The sequence below is a fragment of the Streptomyces sp. NPDC014907 genome (assembly GCF_055562975.1).
Genome location: NZ_JBVHEG010000006.1, coordinates 338,168 through 353,820, shown reverse-complemented (window position 1 = coordinate 353,820; position 15,653 = coordinate 338,168). Strand labels below are relative to the sequence as shown.

Genomic DNA, 15,653 nt, shown 5'->3' with positions numbered 1-15,653 from the left:
TCGCCGTGTGCAAAGGCGCGGTCGTCAGACCGTCTCGCTCTCGGCGGCCCCGACCGCCGGACGGCGGCTCGCGATGACCTTCTTCGCGAGGGAACGGGGGCTGGTGAGGAAGCCGTACCCCCACGACATGTGCATCGTGGCGAGGGCGACGGGAATCCGGAGGCGGGCCTTGAGCGGGAGGCCCCTGCCCGCCGGGACCGAACCGGCGGTGATGGCGGCGAGGTACCCCGCCGGGACCACGAAGCCGAGCGGGGTGAGGGTGACGCCCACGACCACGCCCGCGGCGATGGCGCAGACGGCGGCCGGCGGGGCCAGGTAGCGGAGGTTGATGGAGCCCCGGTGGTAGCGGGCCACCACGTGGCGCCAACGCCCGTAGTCCTTGTACTGCTTGGCGAGGGCCCTCACCGTGGGCCGGGGGCGGTACTGGACGCGCAGCTCCGGCGAGAACCAGATCAGGCCGCCCGCCTCGCGGATGCGGAAGTTCAGCTCCCAGTCCTGGGCGCGGATGAACTCCACGTTGTACCCGCCCTGTTGCTCCAGGGCCTCGCGCCGGAAGACGCCCAGGTACACCGTCTCGGCCGGGCCCGCCTCGCCGCCCGTGTGGAAGGCGGCGTTGCCGACGCCGATCTTCGAGGTCATCGCGGCGGCGACCGCGTCCTCCCAGGCGTTCTCGCCCTCGGCGTGCATGACGCCGCCGACGTTCTGCGCGCCGGTCTCCTCCAGGAGCCGTACGGCGGTGGCGATGTAGTCCGGGGAGAGCATGCCGTGGCCGTCGACGCGCACCACGATCGGGTGACGCGAGGCCGCGATCGCCGCGTTGAGGGCGGCGGGCGTACGGCCCGTGGGGTTCGGCACGGTGCGGACGCGGGCGCGGGCGTCGGACGCGGTCTCGCGGACGAGTTCGGCGGCGATCTCGTCGGTGCGGTCCGTGGACGGCCCGAGCGCGATCACCACCTCCATCTCGCCGTCGTACTCCTGCTCCAGGATGTGGCGGACGGAGTTGCGCAGGTGCCGCTCCTCGTTGAGGACCGGCATGATCACGGAGACGGGGGGCAGCATGGTTCCTCGGCGGTACGGGGATCGTCCCCGGCGAGACGGCATTATCGTCCGCCACGTTACCGCGAACGGGGGACACCGGTGCGCGCCGGACGGGTGGTGCGCCTTTGCGCTGATCGTATGGGCCTACGGTGCTCATGGTTCCCCCGTCCGTCCCGCGCCCGCGGAGGTGTCCGTCCGTGCCCGCACCGCCCCGCACGCCCCGTCCCCGGCCCGCCGCCCGCCGCCCGCCGGCGCGCCGGCCCCGGTGGGGGGTGCGGACGGCGACGGCGCTCTCCGTGGCGGTCCTCGCGGCCGGCGGCCTGGGGCACGCCCTGGTGACCGGGCTCGACACCGGGCTCACCCGGGTCGACCCCTTCAAGGACATGAAGAACCGGCCGCAGGCGGGGCACGGGATGAACGTGCTGGTCGTCGGCACGGACGGCCGGGACCGGATCACCCCGGAGGAGAAGGAGAAGTACCGCCTCGGCGGCGAACCCTGCCACTGCACCGACACCGTGATGCTGGTGCACCTCTCGCAGGACCGCGAGCGGGCGAGCGTGGTGAGCCTGCCGCGCGACTCGTACGCCGAGATGCCCGAGCACACCGATCTCACCACCGGCGAGAAGCACCACGCGCATCCGGTGAAGCTGAACGCGGCCTACGCGGAGGGCGGTCCCGCGCTGACGGTGCGGACCGTCGAGTCGATGACCGGCGTCAAGATCGACCACTACCTGGAGGTCGACTTCACCAGCTTCATGCGGACCGTGGACGCGGTCGGCGGGGTGGAGGTCTGCACGACGAAACCGCTGAAGGACGCCTACACCGGGCTCGACCTGGCCCCCGGCACCCACGAGCTGGACGGCGGCCGGGCCCTCCAGTACGTGCGCTCCCGGCACATCGACGGGGCCGCCGACATCGGCCGGATGCAGCGGCAGCAGCGGTTCCTGGCGGCCCTCGTCGACCGGGTGACGAGCGGCGGGGTGCTGCTCAACCCGGTGCGCTTCCGCGCGGTGGCCACGAGCATGCTGGACTCCGTACGGGCCGACGAGGGCTTCGGCACGGACCAGTTGCTGTCCCTGTCCAGGGCCATGCGGGGCTTCACCCCGGCGTCGTCGGAGTTCGTGTCCGTGCCGGTCGGGGACATGAGCTTCCCCGTGAAGGGCGTCGGCTCGACGGTGAAGTGGGACGCGGCCAGAGCCATGCGGCTCTTCCAGGCGCTGCGCGAGGACCGGCCGCTGGCCCCCCCGAGGACGGCATCCCCGCCGAAGGCCCCGTCCGGTGCCGTGGTGGACGTGCCGCCGTCCGAGATCCGGGTGCAGGTCTACAACGGGACCCGGCGGAACGGGCTCGGCCGGAAGGCGGACGACGCGCTGCGCGGGGCCGGCTTCGCCACGACCGGGTCCCCGAGGACGGCCCCCGGGGCGGCCCGGGAACGCACCCTCGTGGAGTACGACCCGCGCTGGGACCGCTCGGCGAAGACCCTGGGCGCGTCCCTGCCCGGCGCGGAGCTGCGGGCGGTGGAGGGCAGGGGCGGGACGCTGCGGGTGACGGTGGGGACGGACTACAGGGGCGTGCGGGCGGTACGGGCGGAGGAGACGGAGACGCCGTTCGAGGCGGTCACGGGGAACGAGGTGGTGTGCCCGTAGCGGGACGGGACCCCGCCCCGCCACGGCCCCCGGCCGGCGGGCCCCCAGGGCTCCCGGACGGCCCCGGCGCCGGGCGGAGCCGGTCACAGCGGTCACGGCCGGTCACAGCGGTCACGGCCGGTGACGGAGCCGACCCTAGTCCTCGTACCCCTCCGCCGCACGGCGCTCGCGCAGTTCCTTGATCGCGCGGCGGCGGGCCAGGCGGTGGGTGCGGCGGATCTGGGCCTCCTGGTTGCGGCGCTTGTCCTGCTCGGTCTCCGGGAGGACCTGCGGGACGGGCCGGGGCCTGCCCTCCGCGTCGACGGCGGCGAAGACCAGATAGGCGGAGCCGACCTGGGTGGCGGGCGTGGACTCGTTCCAGCGCTCGGCCATGACCCGTACGCCGACCTCCATGGAGGACCGGCCGGTCCAGTTGACCTGGGCCTTCACGTGCACCAGGTCGCCCACCCTGACCGGCTCCAGGAAGACCATCTCGTCCATGGAGGCGGTCACGGCCGGGCCGCCCGAGTGGCGGCCCGCGACGGCGCCCGCCGCGTCGTCCACCAGCTTCATGATCACGCCGCCGTGCACCGTACCGAGGAGGTTGGTGTCGTGGCTGGTCATGATGTGGCTGAGGGTGGTGCGGGAGGCCGAGACGGGCTTGCCCGGAATATCGCCCTGATCTGTCATGCCCTCCACCTTATGCCGGGCCCTCCCGGCGTCCCCGTTCGGCCCGCTTTGCATCAGCTTGGCAACAGCCCCGCTGCGATCCTCCACCCGCCCTGTCGCACGCGAAGCCCCGCCCGGCACACTGTTCCGTATGAATGACTGGCCCGATGAGGGCGGATACGGCCGCGGCCCCGCGAACCCCCAGCCCGAGGGTCCCCGCAGGATGAGCCACGTGCGGCGTCCGCAGGTCCCGCAGCAGCCGCCCCGTTACGACCGGGGGGACGACCCGAGCTTCACCCAGGCCCGGGGCACGGGGTACGACTCCGGCTACAGCGCGGGTCAGGTGTACGGCGGCCCCCAGGGCGGCGGCCGGGGCACCGTCCCCCCGCAGCACGACCCGCGGGGGCCCGGCGCCCCCGCCCCGGACTGGCGCAAGCGCGTCAAGGTCGGCTCGATCGTCCTGGTCGCCGCCGTCCTCGCCTGGGGCATCGGCACGTACGCGTGGGCGAGTTCGCAGATGCGCAACGAGGTCGACCTCTCCAAGGTCATCGAGCGGCCGTCCGAGGGCGACTGCACCACGTACCTGATCGTCGGCTCCGACAGCCGCGAGGGCATGACGGCCGAGGAGAAGAAGAAGCTGCACACCGGCTCCGCCGAGGGCAAGCGGACCGACTCGATGATGATCCTCGCGGCCTGCTCCAGCGGGAACACGATGATCTCGCTGCCGCGCGACTCCTGGGTGACGATCCCGTCGTTCGTCGGCTCGACCTCGGGCAAGAAGTACGAGGCCCGCCGGGGCGGCTCCAAGCTGAACGCGGCCTACGCGATGGACGGTCCCGAACTGCTCGTGCGGACCGTGGAGTTCAACACCGGGCTGCGGATCGACCACTACGCGGAGATCGGCTTCGCCGGCTTCGCGAACATCGTCGACGCCCTCGGCGGCGTCGACCTCACCATCGACAAGGCCTTCAAGGACAAGAAGTCCGGCGCCGACTTCCAGGCGGGCGAGCAGACCCTCGACGGCGAGCAGGCCCTCGCCTTCGTCCGGACCCGCTACGCCTTCGCCGAGTCGGACCTGGCCCGGACGAAGAACCAGCAGAAGTTCCTCTCCGCCCTGGCCAACCAGGCGGCCACCCCGGGCACGATCCTCAACCCGTTCGCGCTCTACCCGACGCTGGGCGCCGGTCTGGACACGCTGATCGTGGACAAGGACATGTCGCTGTACGACCTCGGGAAGATGTTCTTCGCGATGAAGGGCATCAACGGCGGTGACGGCAAGTCGATGAACATGCCGATCTCGGGCTCCGCGCCGCAGAACTCCCTGCGGTGGGACATGCCGAAGGTGAAGCAGCTGGTCGAGCAGATCAGGAACGACGAGAAGGTCACGGTCGAGTCCGGCCACTGACGCGGGCCCCGGCCGGCGCCCGGAACGGGCGCCGGCCGTCCGCGTTCCCCTGGTCAGGGGAGGTTGCGGGCCATGACGATGCGCTGGATCTGGTTGGTGCCTTCGTAGATCTGGGTGATCTTGGCGTCGCGCATCATGCGTTCGACGGGGTAGTCGCGGGTGTAGCCGTAGCCGCCCAGGAGCTGGACGGCGTCGGTGGTGACCTCCATGGCGGTGTCGGAGGCGAAGCACTTGGCGGCGGCGCCGAAGAAGGTCAGGTCGCCGTCGACGCGTTCGGACTTGGCGGCGGCGGCGTAGGTGAGCTGGCGGGCGGCTTCGAGCTTCATGGCCATGTCGGCGAGCATGAACTGCACGCCCTGGAAGTCGGCGATGGGCCTGCCGAACTGCTTGCGTTCGGTGACGTAGCCCTTGGCGTAGTCCAGGGCGCCCTGGGCGATGCCGATGGCCTGGGCGGCGATGGTGACGCGGGTGTGGTCCAGGGTCTTCATCGCGGTGGCGAACCCGGTGCCCTCCGCGCCGATCATGCGGCTCGCGGGGACGCGGACGTTGTCGAGGTAGACCTCGCGGGTCGGGGAGCCCTTGATGCCGAGCTTCTTCTCCGGCGCCCCGAAGGAGACCCCCTCGTCGTCCTTGTCGACGACGAAGGCGCTGATGCCCTTGGAGCGCTTGTCGGGGTCGGTGACGGCCATCACCGTGTAGTACTGCGAGACGCCGGCGTTGGTGATCCACCGCTTGACGCCGTTGAGGACCCAGGAGTCGCCGTCGCGGACCGCGCGGGTCTTCATCCCGGCCGCGTCCGAACCGGCGTCCGGCTCCGACAGGGCGTAGGAGAACATCGCCTCGCCCCGGGCCAGCGGGGCCAGGAACCGCTGCTTGAGCTCCTCCGAACCCGACAGGACCACCGGCAGCGACCCCAGCTTGTTGACCGCCGGGATCAGCGAGGACGACCCGCACACCCGGGCCACCTCCTCGATCACGATCACCGTCGCCAGCGCGTCCGCCCCCGCGCCCCCGTAGGCCTCGGGCACGTGCACCGCGTGCAGGTCGTTGGCGACCAGCGCGTCCAGGGCCTCCTGCGGGAACCGCCCCTCCTCGTCCACCACCGCCGCGAACGGCGCGATCTTCGCCTCCGCCAGCGCACGCACCGACTCCCGGAGCATCTCGTGCTCCTCCGAAGGCCGATACAGGTCGAAATCGCGAGAACCTGCCACGCTCACTCACTCCCACGCTTGCTAACTACCGTTAAGTAACCCAAAGGGTAGGCCGTGCCGGAGCCTCCGACCAGGGCGGGACTATGCTCGGGCAGGCATTCCGCCCGACACCACTGGAGTACCGCATGGCCCTCAGGATCACCGTGATCGGCACCGGCTACCTCGGCGCCACCCATGCCGCGGCCATGGCGGAGCTGGGATTCGAGGTGCTCGGGCTCGACGTCGTGCCCGAGAAGATCGAGCTGCTGTCCTCCGGACGGGTCCCGATGTACGAACCGGGGCTCGAAGACCTGCTGGCCAGGCACGTGGCCGGGGTCGAGGGGTCGAGCGGGCGGCTGCGGTTCACCACCTCCTGGGAGGAGGTCGGCGCCTTCGGCGACGTGCACTTCGTCTGCGTGAACACCCCGCAGAAGCACGGCGAGTACGCCTGCGACATGAGCTACGTGGACGCCGCCTTCGCCTCCCTCGCGGGGGTCGTGCGCGAAGGGGCCCTGGTGGTCGGCAAGTCGACCGTGCCGGTGGGCTCGGCGGAACGGCTGGCGGCCCTGCTGCCGGAGGGCGTGGAGCTGGCCTGGAACCCGGAGTTCCTGCGGGAGGGCTTCGCCGTCGACGACACCCTGCACCCGGACCGGATCGTGATCGGCGTGCGCGGCGAAGAGGCCGGCCGGGCCGAGAAGCTGCTGCGCGAGGTGTACGCGGTGCCGGTCGGGGAGGGCTCGCCGTTCGTGGTGACCGACTTCCCCACGGCCGAGCTGGTGAAGACGGCCGCGAACTCCTTCCTCGCGACGAAGATCTCCTTCATCAACGCGATGGCGGAGGTCTGCGAGGCGGCGGGCGGCGACGTCGCCAAGCTGGCGGAGGCGCTGGGCCACGACGACCGGATCGGCGCGAAGTTCCTGCGGGCCGGCATCGGCTTCGGCGGCGGCTGCCTGCCGAAGGACATCCGGGCGTTCATGGCCCGGGCCGGTGAGCTGGGCGCCGACCAGGCCCTGACCTTCCTGCGCGAGATCGACTCGATCAACATGCGGCGGCGCGGCCAGATGGTGGAGATGGCCCGCGAGGCCCTGGGCGGGAACTCCTTCCTGGGCCGCCGGGTGGCCGTCCTGGGCGCCACCTTCAAGCCGGACTCGGACGACGTGCGCGACTCCCCCGCCCTCAACGTGGCCGGGCAGATACACCTCCAGGGCGGCCAGGTCACCGTCTACGACCCGAAGGGCATGGAGAACGCCCGCCGCCTCTTCCCCACCCTGGGGTACGCGGACTCGGCCCTGGAGGCCGTGCGCGGCGCCGACGTGGTGCTGCACCTGACGGAGTGGCGCGAGTTCCGCGACCTCGACCCGGCGGAGCTGGCCGGGGCGGTCTCGACCCCGACCGTCCTGGACGGCCGCAACGCGCTGGACGCGGCGCGCTGGCGGGCGGCCGGGTGGACGTACCGGGCGATGGGACGACCGCGGGCGTAGGACCGCGCGGGCGGCGCCCGGACACGGGCCGCCTTGCCGCGCCGCGATGCGGGTAGGAGGGGACGGCGGGACGCCCCGTCCCGCGCGCGAGTCCCCACGAAAGAGGAGAGCCATGCCCGTCGCCACCCTGCGGTCCGTCGTCCTGGACTGTCCCGACCCGATGTCCCTCGCGACCTTCTACGCCGGAATCCTCGGCGGCTCCCCGCGCCTCTCCGAGGACTCGGAGGAGGGCGACTCCTGGGTGGTCCTCTCCGGGCACGACGGCACGCGGCTCGCCTTCCAGGAGGTCGCCGGGTACGTCGCGCCCCGCTGGCCCGAGGAGGAGGGCGGGCAGCAGTTCCACCTCGACCTGACCGTGGACGACCTCGACCGGGGCGAGGAGCGGGTGCTCGCGCTCGGTGCCAGGCTCCTGGACGCGGGCGAGCCCGGCCGCGCCTTCCGCGTGTACGCCGACCCGGTCGGGCACCCGTTCTGCCTCTGCGTCGACTGAGCGGCCCGGAGAGGCGCCCGTGGCCCCCTCCCCGGCCGGGGAGGGGGCCACGGGCGTCCCGGCGTCAGGCCGCCGTGCCGTCCAGCGACTCGATCGTCGCGTTCGACGGGGCGGTACGGCTCCTCAGGTCGCGGGAGACGTCCTCCGCGTCGCGCAGGACGCGGACCGCGTTGGACCAGGTGAGCTTCGCCAGGTCCCCGTGCGACCAGCCGCGGTGGAGGAGTTCCGCGATCAGGTTCGGATAGCCGGCGACGTCGTCCAGGCCGGACGGGGTGAAGGCCGTGCCGTCGTAGTCGCCGCCGATGCCGATGTGGTCGATCCCGGCCGCCTCGCGCATGTGGTCGAGGTGGTCGGCGACCGTGGCGGCGGTGGCGACCGGCCGCGGGTTCGCCTCCTCGAAGGCGCGGTGCAGCCTCATCGCCTCCGGGGTGGTGTCGAGGTGGTGGAGGCCGTGCGCCCGCAGGTTCTCGTCCGCCCGCGCGGTCCACTCGACGGCGGCGGGGAGGATGAACTTGGGCACGAAGGTGGCCATGGCGACGCCGCCGTTGGCGGGCAGCCGCTCCAGGACGTCGTCCGGCACGTTGCGCGGGTGGTCGCAGACCGCGCGGGCCGAGGAGTGCGAGAAGATCACCGGCGCCGCCGTGGTGTCCAGCGCGTCCCGCATGGTCGTCGCGGCCACGTGCGAGAGGTCCACCAGCATGCCGGAACGGTTCATCTCGCGGACGACCCGCCGGCCGAAGGCGGAGAGGCCGCCGACGCCCGGCGCGTCGGTCGCCGAGTCCGCCCAGGCGTTGTTGTCGTTGTGGGTGAGCGTCATGTAGCGCACGCCCAGGGCGTACAGGGCGCGCAGGGTGGCGAGGGAGTCGTTGATCGAGTGGCCGCCCTCGGCGCCCTTGAGGGAGGCGATGCGGCCCTGCTTCCGGGCCGCCTCCATGTCGTCGGCGGTCAGGGCGGGCGCGAGGTCCGCCGCGTACCGCTCCAGGAGCTGGTCGACCACGTCGATCTGCTCCAGGGTGGCGCTGACCGCGTCGTCCCCGGCCAGCTCGCAGGGCACGTACACCGACCAGAACTGGGCGCCGACGCCGCCGGCCCGCAGCCGGGCCAGGTCGGTGTGGAGCGAGGCGCTCTGGTCGGCCGCGATGTCCATGCGGTCCAGGTCGTACCGGACGTGCTCGCGCAGCGCCCACGGCAGGTCGTTGTGCCCGTCCACGACCGGGTGGGCCGCCAGCAGCTCCCGGGCCTCCGCGAGGCGGCCGGCGGCGGTCACCGGGCGAAGCCGAAGGACTCGGCGCCCTCGACCCTGGCGCGCAGCCGCTTGCCCTTCTCGGTGGCCTGCTCGTTCAGCTCCCGCTGGAAGGCGCGCATCCGGTCGAGCAGGGCCGGGTCGTGCGCGGCGAGGATGCGGGCCGCGAGCAGGCCCGCGTTGCGGGCGCCGCCGACGGAGACCGTGGCGACCGGGACGCCGGCCGGCATCTGCACGATGGAGAGGAGCGAGTCCATGCCGTCGAGGTACTTCAGCGGCACCGGCACGCCGATGACGGGCAGCGGGGTGACGGAGGCGAGCATGCCGGGCAGGTGGGCGGCGCCGCCCGCGCCCGCGACGATCGCCCTTAGCCCGCGCCCGGCGGCCTCCTCGCCGTACGCGATCATCTCGCGCGGCATGCGGTGCGCGGAGACGACGCCGACCTCGTACGGGATCTCGAACTCGTCCAGGGCCTGGGCGGCGGCCTCCATGACGGGCCAGTCGGAGTCCGAGCCCATGACGATGCCGACGACGGGGCTGGTGCTCATTCGGTGATCGTTCCTCGCAGGTAGCCGGCGGCGTGGCGGGCGCGCTCCAGCACGTCGTCCAGGTCGTCGCCGTAGGTGTTGACGTGGCCCACCTTGCGTCCGGGCTTCACGTCCTTGCCGTACATGTGGATCTTGAGCTGCGGGTCCCTGGCCATGCAGTGCAGGTACGCGGAGTACATGTCCGGGTAGTCGCCGCCCAGGACGTTGCACATCACGGTCCACCGCGCGCGGGGGCGCGGGTCGCCGAGGGGCAGGTCGAGGACCGCCCGGACGTGGTTGGCGAACTGCGAGGTGATCGCGCCGTCCTGGGTCCAGTGGCCGGAGTTGTGCGGGCGCATCGCGAGCTCGTTGACGAGGATGCGGCCGTCCGCCGTCTGGAACAGCTCCACGGCGAGGTGGCCGACGACGCCCAGCTCCCGGGCGATCCGCAGCGCGAGCTCCTGGGCCTGTCCGGACAGCTCCTCGGACAGGTCGGGGGCGGGCGCGATCACGGTGTCGCAGACGCCGTCGACCTGGCGGGACTCGACCACCGGGTAGGCGACGGCCTGGCCGTGCGGGGAGCGGACGATGTTGGCCGCCAGCTCCCGCACGAAGTCGACCTTCTCCTCCGCGAGGACCGGCACGCCCGCCAGGAACGGGTCGCGGGCGTCCTCGGGCGAACGCACGAACCAGACGCCCTTGCCGTCGTAGCCGCCGCGCACGGTCTTGAGGATGATCGGGAAACCGCCGGTCTCGGCCGCGAAGGCCTCCGCGTCCGCCGCGTCCGCGACGATGCGGTGGCGGGGGCTCGGCACGCCGATCGCGTCGAGCCGGGCGCGCATCACCCCCTTGTCCTGGGCGTGCACCAGCGCGTCGGGCCCCGGCCGGACGGGGATGCCGTCCGCCTCCAGGGCCCGCAGGTGCTCGGTGGGGACGTGCTCGTGATCGAAGGTGATCACGTCACATCCGCGCGCGAAGTCACGCAGCGTGTCCAGGTCGCGGTAGTCGCCGACGACGACCTCGCTCACCACCTGGGCAGCCGAGTCCTGCGGAGTGTCACTGAGGAGCTTGAACCTGATGCCGAGGGGGATGCCCGCCTCGTGGGTCATACGGGCGAGCTGACCGCCACCGACCATGCCGACTACCGGAAACGTCACCCTCTTAGGGTATCCGCACCACCGGGGAGCACGCGTCCGGCTGTGGTTTGGCACAAGGAGGGCCGCGCGGAGGCCGTACGGAGCGGCCGGAGGGGCTCCGGGGGAGGGAGCGCGGCGGGGGGCCGGGCCGGCCGGGGTTCGCGAGGTGCACCGGCACGGGCCGGGGGCCCTGGTTAGCATGGACTGGTTGACGTCACCCGGACGTCATCCGGACGGACGGGACAGAGCCATCACCATGAGTGAACCCGGCGCGCTGCGCACGCGACTCGACCGGCTCTTCCGCGAGGTCGCCAAGTTCGGGGCCGTGGGTGCGGTCGGGGTCCTGGTCGACCTCGGCGTGTTCAACCTCGTGCGCCACTTCTCGGACCTGCCGGTCGTACGGGCGAGCGTCGTCGCCACCGTCGTCGCGATCGTGTTCAACTACGTCGGCTTCCGGTACTTCACCTACAAGGACCGGGACAAGAGCCGCCGCACCAAGGAGATGACGCTCTTCCTCCTCTTCAGCCTGGTCGGCCTGGTGATCCAGAACGGCCTGCTGTACACGGCGACGTACGGCTTCGGCTGGGACTCGCCCCTCCAGAGCAACTTCTTCAAGTTCTTCGGGATCGCGGTCGCGACCCTGTTCCGCTTCTGGTCCTACCGCACGTGGGTCTTCCGGGCCCTGCCGGCGAAGGAGGCGGTCCAGACCGCCGAATCGTTCCTGGAGCAGGCCCCGCGCCAGGCCACCCGCCGCCAGCCCGACCGCGTCTGACCGGGCCGGGCCCCCGCCCGGTCCCTCACCGCACGGGGCGCTCCGGCGGCTCTCCCGGCCCCGGGACGCCCCTGACCTCCCGGCCCAGGAAGAGCGCGAAGACCGGCGGCTGCTGCTGGAGGAGCTCCAGGCGCCCGCCGTCCGCCTCCGCCAGGTCGCGGGCGACCGCCAGGCCGATGCCGGTGGAGCTGCGCCCGCTGACCGCCCGCTCGAAGATCCGCGCGCCGAGGTCGGCCGGGACGCCCGGGCCCTCGTCGGTGACCTCGATCACCGACTGGTTGCCGGTGACCCGGGTCCGCAGGGCGACCGTGCCGCCGCCGTGCATGAGCGAGTTCTCGATCAGGGCGGCGAGGACCTGGGCGACCGCGCCCGGGGTGCCCACGGCCCGCATCCCCTGCTTGCCGGAGCGCACGATGGCCCGTCCGGCGCTGCGGTAGGCCGGCCGCCACTCCTCGATCTGCTGCTTGACGACCTCGTCCAGGTCGAAGGCGACGGCGGAGCCGGTCCGGGGGTCCCGGGAGTTGGTGAGGAGCCGCTCCACGACGTCGGTGAGCCGCTCGACCTGGGTGAGCGCGATCGTCGCCTCCTCCTTGACCGTGTCCAGGTCGTCGGCGAGCGCGACCTCCTCCAGGCGCATGGAGAGCGCGGTGAGGGGCGTGCGGAGCTGGTGGGAGGCGTCGGCGGCGAGCCGGCGCTCGGCGGTGAGCATCCGGGCGATCCGCTCGGCGGAGGCGTCGAGGACGTCCGCGACCCGGTCGAGTTCGGGCACCCCGTACCGCTTGTGCCGGGGGCGCTGGTCGCCGGAGCCCAGGCGTTCGGCGGTCTCCGCGAGGTCGGTGAGCGGCGAGGCCAGCCTGTTCGCCTGCCGCACGGCGAGGAGGACGGCGGCGACGACGGCGAGCAGGGCCACCGCGCCGATGATCAGGAGGGTGCGGCCGACCTCGGCGGTGACGGCCGAGCGGGACTCCTCGACGGTCACGGTCTCGCCGCGCTCGCCCTCGGCCGTGCCCCGGATGACCTCGCCCCCGGGCCGTTCCCCGATCTCGATCGGGGCGCGGCCGGGGATGCCGATCCGCGCGTACCGCTTGGCGCCGCTCTGCTCGGCCAGGATGTCCGGGTTGACGGGCTCGCCGCCGATGAGGCGGCTGTCCACGATGGAGACGATCCGCAGCGCCTCCGAGTCCACGCTCTCCTGGGCGCTGCCGGCGATCGTGCGGGTCTCCACGATGACGAGGGAGACGCCGAAGACGGCGATGACGACGAGCACCACGGCGAGCGTGGAGTTGATCAGGCGGCGGCGCACGGCGGCTCCTCCGGCTCCTCTCCCTCAGCTCTTCTCGAAGCGGAAGCCGACGCCCCGCACGGTGGCGATGTAGCGCGGGTTCGCCGCGTCGTCGCCGAGCTTCTTGCGCAGCCAGGAGATGTGCATGTCGAGGGTCTTGGTGGAGGACCACCAGGTGGTGTCCCAGACCTCGCGCATCAGCTGGTCGCGGGTGACGACCCGGCCGGCGTCCCGGACGAGGACCCGGAGCAGGTCGAACTCCTTGGCGGTGAGCTGGAGCTCCTCCTCGCCCATCCAGGCCCGGTGCGACTCGACGTCGATCCGCACGCCGTGGGTGGAGGGGACGGGGGCCGGGTCGGCGGCGCCGCGCCGGAGCAGGGCCCGGACCCGGGCCAGGAGCTCGGCCAGCCGGAAGGGCTTGGTGACGTAGTCGTCGGCGCCCGCGTCGAGCCCGACGACGGTGTCCACCTCGTCCGCGCGGGCGGTGAGGACCAGGATCGGGACCGTGTGCCCTTCGGCGCGCAGCCTCCGGGCGACCTCCAGGCCGTCCATGCCCGGCAGCCCCAGGTCGAGCACGACCAGGTCGACACCGGCCTGGAGACCGGTGTCGAGGGCCGCGGGGCCGTCCTCGCGGACCTCGACCTCGTACCCCTCTCTCCGCAGGGCTCGGGCCAGCGGCTCCGAGATGGATGCGTCGTCCTCGGCGAGCAGTACACGGGTCATGGGGTGATGGTAGTCCGCACCGGGACCCGGCCGGGGGGCGATCCGCGCGGCCCGGAGAGGCCCTGGGGATCTTGTGGGCATCCTGTGATGGACCTTCGAAAGACCGCGTACGGTTGCACTTCCGCCTGTGATCCATCTCTCAAGTCCTTCCATATCCGGCACTGTCGTGTCGTAAGGTGGCGAGACGTCTGTAGCGGTATACGGGGACCTTTGGCCGGTTTGGCGGGCCGGGGTCCTCTTTCTGCGTGAGGCCGGCCCGCCGGTCTCGACGACGGCGAACGACCTGTGGGCCGGGTCCCGGGGCGCGACGACGCGCTCCCCGGGGCGTGGATCCCCGCGGGGTCCCCCGACCCCGCCGGTGCCGGCCTCCCCCACCGGGCGCACCCCGCTCACAAGGCGAGCGTCCCGACAGAGCAAGGATCGACATGGCGTCCAGCCTGACGACGTCTTCCACCGGTGCTCCCGGCTACGAGAAGACGTTCCTCGGCCACCCCCGGGGCCTGGCCACCCTCTTCATGACCGAGATGTGGGAGCGATTCTCCTACTACGGCATGAGGGCTCTCCTGGTCCTTTACCTGGTCTCCGGCGGCGTGGACGCCGCCACGGGCAGCCAGGGCGGCGGTCTCGCGATGACCGCCGCGACGGCGACGGCCATCTACTCCGTCTACGTCTCGATGGTCTACCTCATGGCCATGCCCGGCGGCTGGTTCGGCGACCGCGTCTGGGGTGCCCGGAAGACGGTCGCGATCGCGGCCTCCGTGATCATGCTCGGCCACGTCTCGCTGGCCGTGCCCGGCCAGGCGATGTTCTTCGTCGGCCTCGCGCTCGTCGCGGTCGGCTCCGGCCTGCTGAAGGCCAACATCTCGACGATGGTCGGCCACCTCTACAAGGACGCGGACGACCCGCGCCGTGACGGCGGCTTCACGCTCTTCTACGTCGGCATCAACCTCGGCGCGTTCTTCGCCCCGCTGGTCATCGGCACCGTCGGCGAGAAGGTCAACTGGCACCTGGGCTTCGCCCTCGCCGCCGTCGGCATGGGCCTGGGCCTGATCGTCTTCCTCGCGTTCGGCAAGACGCTGAACCCGAAGAGCAGCGAGGTCCCGAACCCGCTGTCCGCCGAGGAGCGCAGGGCCGTCCTCACCAAGGCCGCCGTCGTCGTCGCCGTGGCCGCCGTCTTCTACGGCGCCGTGGTCGCCCTCGGCATGTACACCCTGAACTGGGCGATGGTCCCGATCACCCTCGCGGGTCTGGTCATCCCGGTCGCCGTCCTGGCGCGCATCAAGCGCGACAAGGACCTGAGCGCCGGCGAGCAGTCCCGGGTGACCGGCTACATCTGGTTCTTCGTCGCCGCCGCGATCTTCTGGATGATCTACGACCAGGGCGGCTCGACGCTGTCGCTGTTCGCCGACGACAAGACCGCCGACACCGTCTTCGGCCTCGGTTTCCCGGCCACCTGGTACCAGTCGCTGAACCCGCTGTTCGTCATGGCGCTGGCTCCGGTCTTCGCCTGGCTGTGGCTGTGGCTGGCCCGCAAGAACCAGGAGCCGAACGCCATCGTGAAGTTCACGATGGGCCTCGTCCTGGTCGGCGCGTCCTTCTTCGTCTTCATCGTCCCGATGAACATGGCGGGCGACGGCACCAAGGTCTCCCCGATGTGGCTCGTCTCGATCTACATGATCCAGACCATCGGCGAGCTGTGCCTCTCCCCGGTCGGCCTCTCCGTGACCACGAAGATGGCGCCGCGGAAGTACGCCTCCCAGATGATGGGCGTCTGGTTCCTCGCCGTCACCGCCGGCGACTGCACCACCGGACTGCTGTCGATCGCGGGGGCCGACCTCAACGGCACCGGGATCATCGCGATGGAGGCGGCGATGGCCGTCGTCGCCGGGTTCGCGATCTGGATGTACCGCAAGAAGGTCCAGACCCTCATGGGCGACGTCCACTGACGTCACCCGTCGCACGACGGCGGAGGCCGCCGCACCGGACCGGTGCGGCGGCCTCCGCCGTGTGTGGTGCGGGAGTACGGGGTGTGCGGGCGTCCGGACGGCCCGGGGTTCCGGGAGCGCCGGGTG

Annotated in this window: 14 protein-coding genes; 6 read left to right on the top strand and 8 right to left on the bottom strand. The window is 72.2% G+C overall.

From position 1 onward, the window contains the following. Positions 1–24: 24 nt before the first annotated feature. Positions 25–1,059 (bottom strand): glycosyltransferase family 2 protein, encoded by a 1,035-nt coding sequence (locus ACZ3IL_RS19320; RefSeq protein ID WP_467391626.1) that lies wholly within the window; start codon positions 1,057–1,059, stop codon positions 25–27. Between the two features lie 134 nt (positions 1,060–1,193). On the opposite strand from ACZ3IL_RS19320, the gene ACZ3IL_RS19315 reads away from it, so the two are divergent. Then, positions 1,194–2,684: an LCP family protein gene (locus ACZ3IL_RS19315; protein WP_467391625.1), complete on the top strand. Its 1,491-nt coding sequence runs from the start codon at positions 1,194–1,196 to the stop codon at positions 2,682–2,684. A 135-nt stretch (positions 2,685–2,819) separates the two neighbouring features. On the opposite strand, the gene ACZ3IL_RS19310 is transcribed toward ACZ3IL_RS19315, so the two are convergent. Next, the gene (locus ACZ3IL_RS19310; RefSeq protein ID WP_467391624.1) at positions 2,820–3,353 is read right to left on the bottom strand and encodes an acyl-CoA thioesterase; all 534 of its coding nucleotides are present in this window, start codon (positions 3,351–3,353) and stop codon (positions 2,820–2,822) included. 130 nt (positions 3,354–3,483) lie between these two features. Between ACZ3IL_RS19310 and ACZ3IL_RS19305 the strand changes: the two genes are divergently transcribed. Then, positions 3,484–4,737, top strand: coding sequence for an LCP family protein (locus ACZ3IL_RS19305; protein ID WP_467391623.1), 1,254 nt, complete (start codon positions 3,484–3,486; stop codon positions 4,735–4,737). A 53-nt stretch (positions 4,738–4,790) separates the two neighbouring features. Here ACZ3IL_RS19305 and ACZ3IL_RS19300 read toward each other — a convergent pair whose 3' ends face one another. After that, positions 4,791–5,948 (bottom strand): acyl-CoA dehydrogenase family protein, encoded by a 1,158-nt coding sequence (locus ACZ3IL_RS19300; RefSeq protein ID WP_467391622.1) that lies wholly within the window; start codon positions 5,946–5,948, stop codon positions 4,791–4,793. A 125-nt stretch (positions 5,949–6,073) separates the two neighbouring features. Here ACZ3IL_RS19300 and ACZ3IL_RS19295 point away from each other — a divergent pair, with 125 nt between their 5' ends. Beyond that, the gene (locus ACZ3IL_RS19295; RefSeq protein WP_467391621.1) at positions 6,074–7,408 is read left to right on the top strand and encodes a UDP-glucose dehydrogenase family protein; all 1,335 of its coding nucleotides are present in this window, start codon (positions 6,074–6,076) and stop codon (positions 7,406–7,408) included. A gap of 112 nt (positions 7,409–7,520) precedes the next feature. Then, on the top strand, positions 7,521–7,898 hold the full coding sequence (locus tag ACZ3IL_RS19290; RefSeq protein ID WP_467391620.1) for a VOC family protein: 378 nt from the start codon (positions 7,521–7,523) through the stop codon (positions 7,896–7,898). Positions 7,899–7,962: 64 nt separating this feature from the next. Here ACZ3IL_RS19290 and ACZ3IL_RS19285 read toward each other — a convergent pair whose 3' ends face one another. The 3 genes from ACZ3IL_RS19285 to ACZ3IL_RS19275 are packed head-to-tail and all read right to left on the bottom strand — an operon-like array spanning position 7,963 to position 10,825. Continuing rightward, entirely contained in the window at positions 7,963–9,165 is a 1,203-nt protein-coding gene (locus ACZ3IL_RS19285; protein WP_467391619.1) for a dipeptidase, read from the bottom strand. After that, complete coding sequence (gene purE / locus ACZ3IL_RS19280; protein WP_467391618.1) at positions 9,162–9,689, bottom strand: 5-(carboxyamino)imidazole ribonucleotide mutase; 528 nt, start codon at positions 9,687–9,689, stop codon at positions 9,162–9,164. The genes ACZ3IL_RS19285 and purE overlap by 4 nt, the downstream gene beginning before the upstream one ends. After that, positions 9,686–10,825, bottom strand: coding sequence for a 5-(carboxyamino)imidazole ribonucleotide synthase (locus tag ACZ3IL_RS19275; RefSeq protein ID WP_467391617.1), 1,140 nt, complete (start codon positions 10,823–10,825; stop codon positions 9,686–9,688). Before ACZ3IL_RS19275 ends, purE begins: the two co-directional genes overlap by 4 nt. A 235-nt stretch (positions 10,826–11,060) precedes the next feature. Here ACZ3IL_RS19275 and ACZ3IL_RS19270 point away from each other — a divergent pair, with 235 nt between their 5' ends. Then, positions 11,061–11,576, top strand: coding sequence for a GtrA family protein (locus tag ACZ3IL_RS19270; protein ID WP_467391616.1), 516 nt, complete (start codon positions 11,061–11,063; stop codon positions 11,574–11,576). Between the two features lie 25 nt (positions 11,577–11,601). On the opposite strand, the gene ACZ3IL_RS19265 is transcribed toward ACZ3IL_RS19270, so the two are convergent. Together ACZ3IL_RS19265 and ACZ3IL_RS19260 are read right to left on the bottom strand one after the other, a co-directional pair. Further along, positions 11,602–12,879 (bottom strand): ATP-binding protein, encoded by a 1,278-nt coding sequence (locus ACZ3IL_RS19265; protein ID WP_467391615.1) that lies wholly within the window; start codon positions 12,877–12,879, stop codon positions 11,602–11,604. 24 nt (positions 12,880–12,903) lie between these two features. Beyond that, the gene (locus ACZ3IL_RS19260; RefSeq protein ID WP_467391614.1) at positions 12,904–13,581 is read right to left on the bottom strand and encodes a response regulator transcription factor; all 678 of its coding nucleotides are present in this window, start codon (positions 13,579–13,581) and stop codon (positions 12,904–12,906) included. Positions 13,582–14,006: 425 nt separating this feature from the next. Between ACZ3IL_RS19260 and ACZ3IL_RS19255 the strand changes: the two genes are divergently transcribed. Continuing rightward, the gene (locus ACZ3IL_RS19255; protein ID WP_467391613.1) at positions 14,007–15,527 is read left to right on the top strand and encodes a peptide MFS transporter; all 1,521 of its coding nucleotides are present in this window, start codon (positions 14,007–14,009) and stop codon (positions 15,525–15,527) included. Positions 15,528–15,653: the final 126 nt, after the last annotated feature.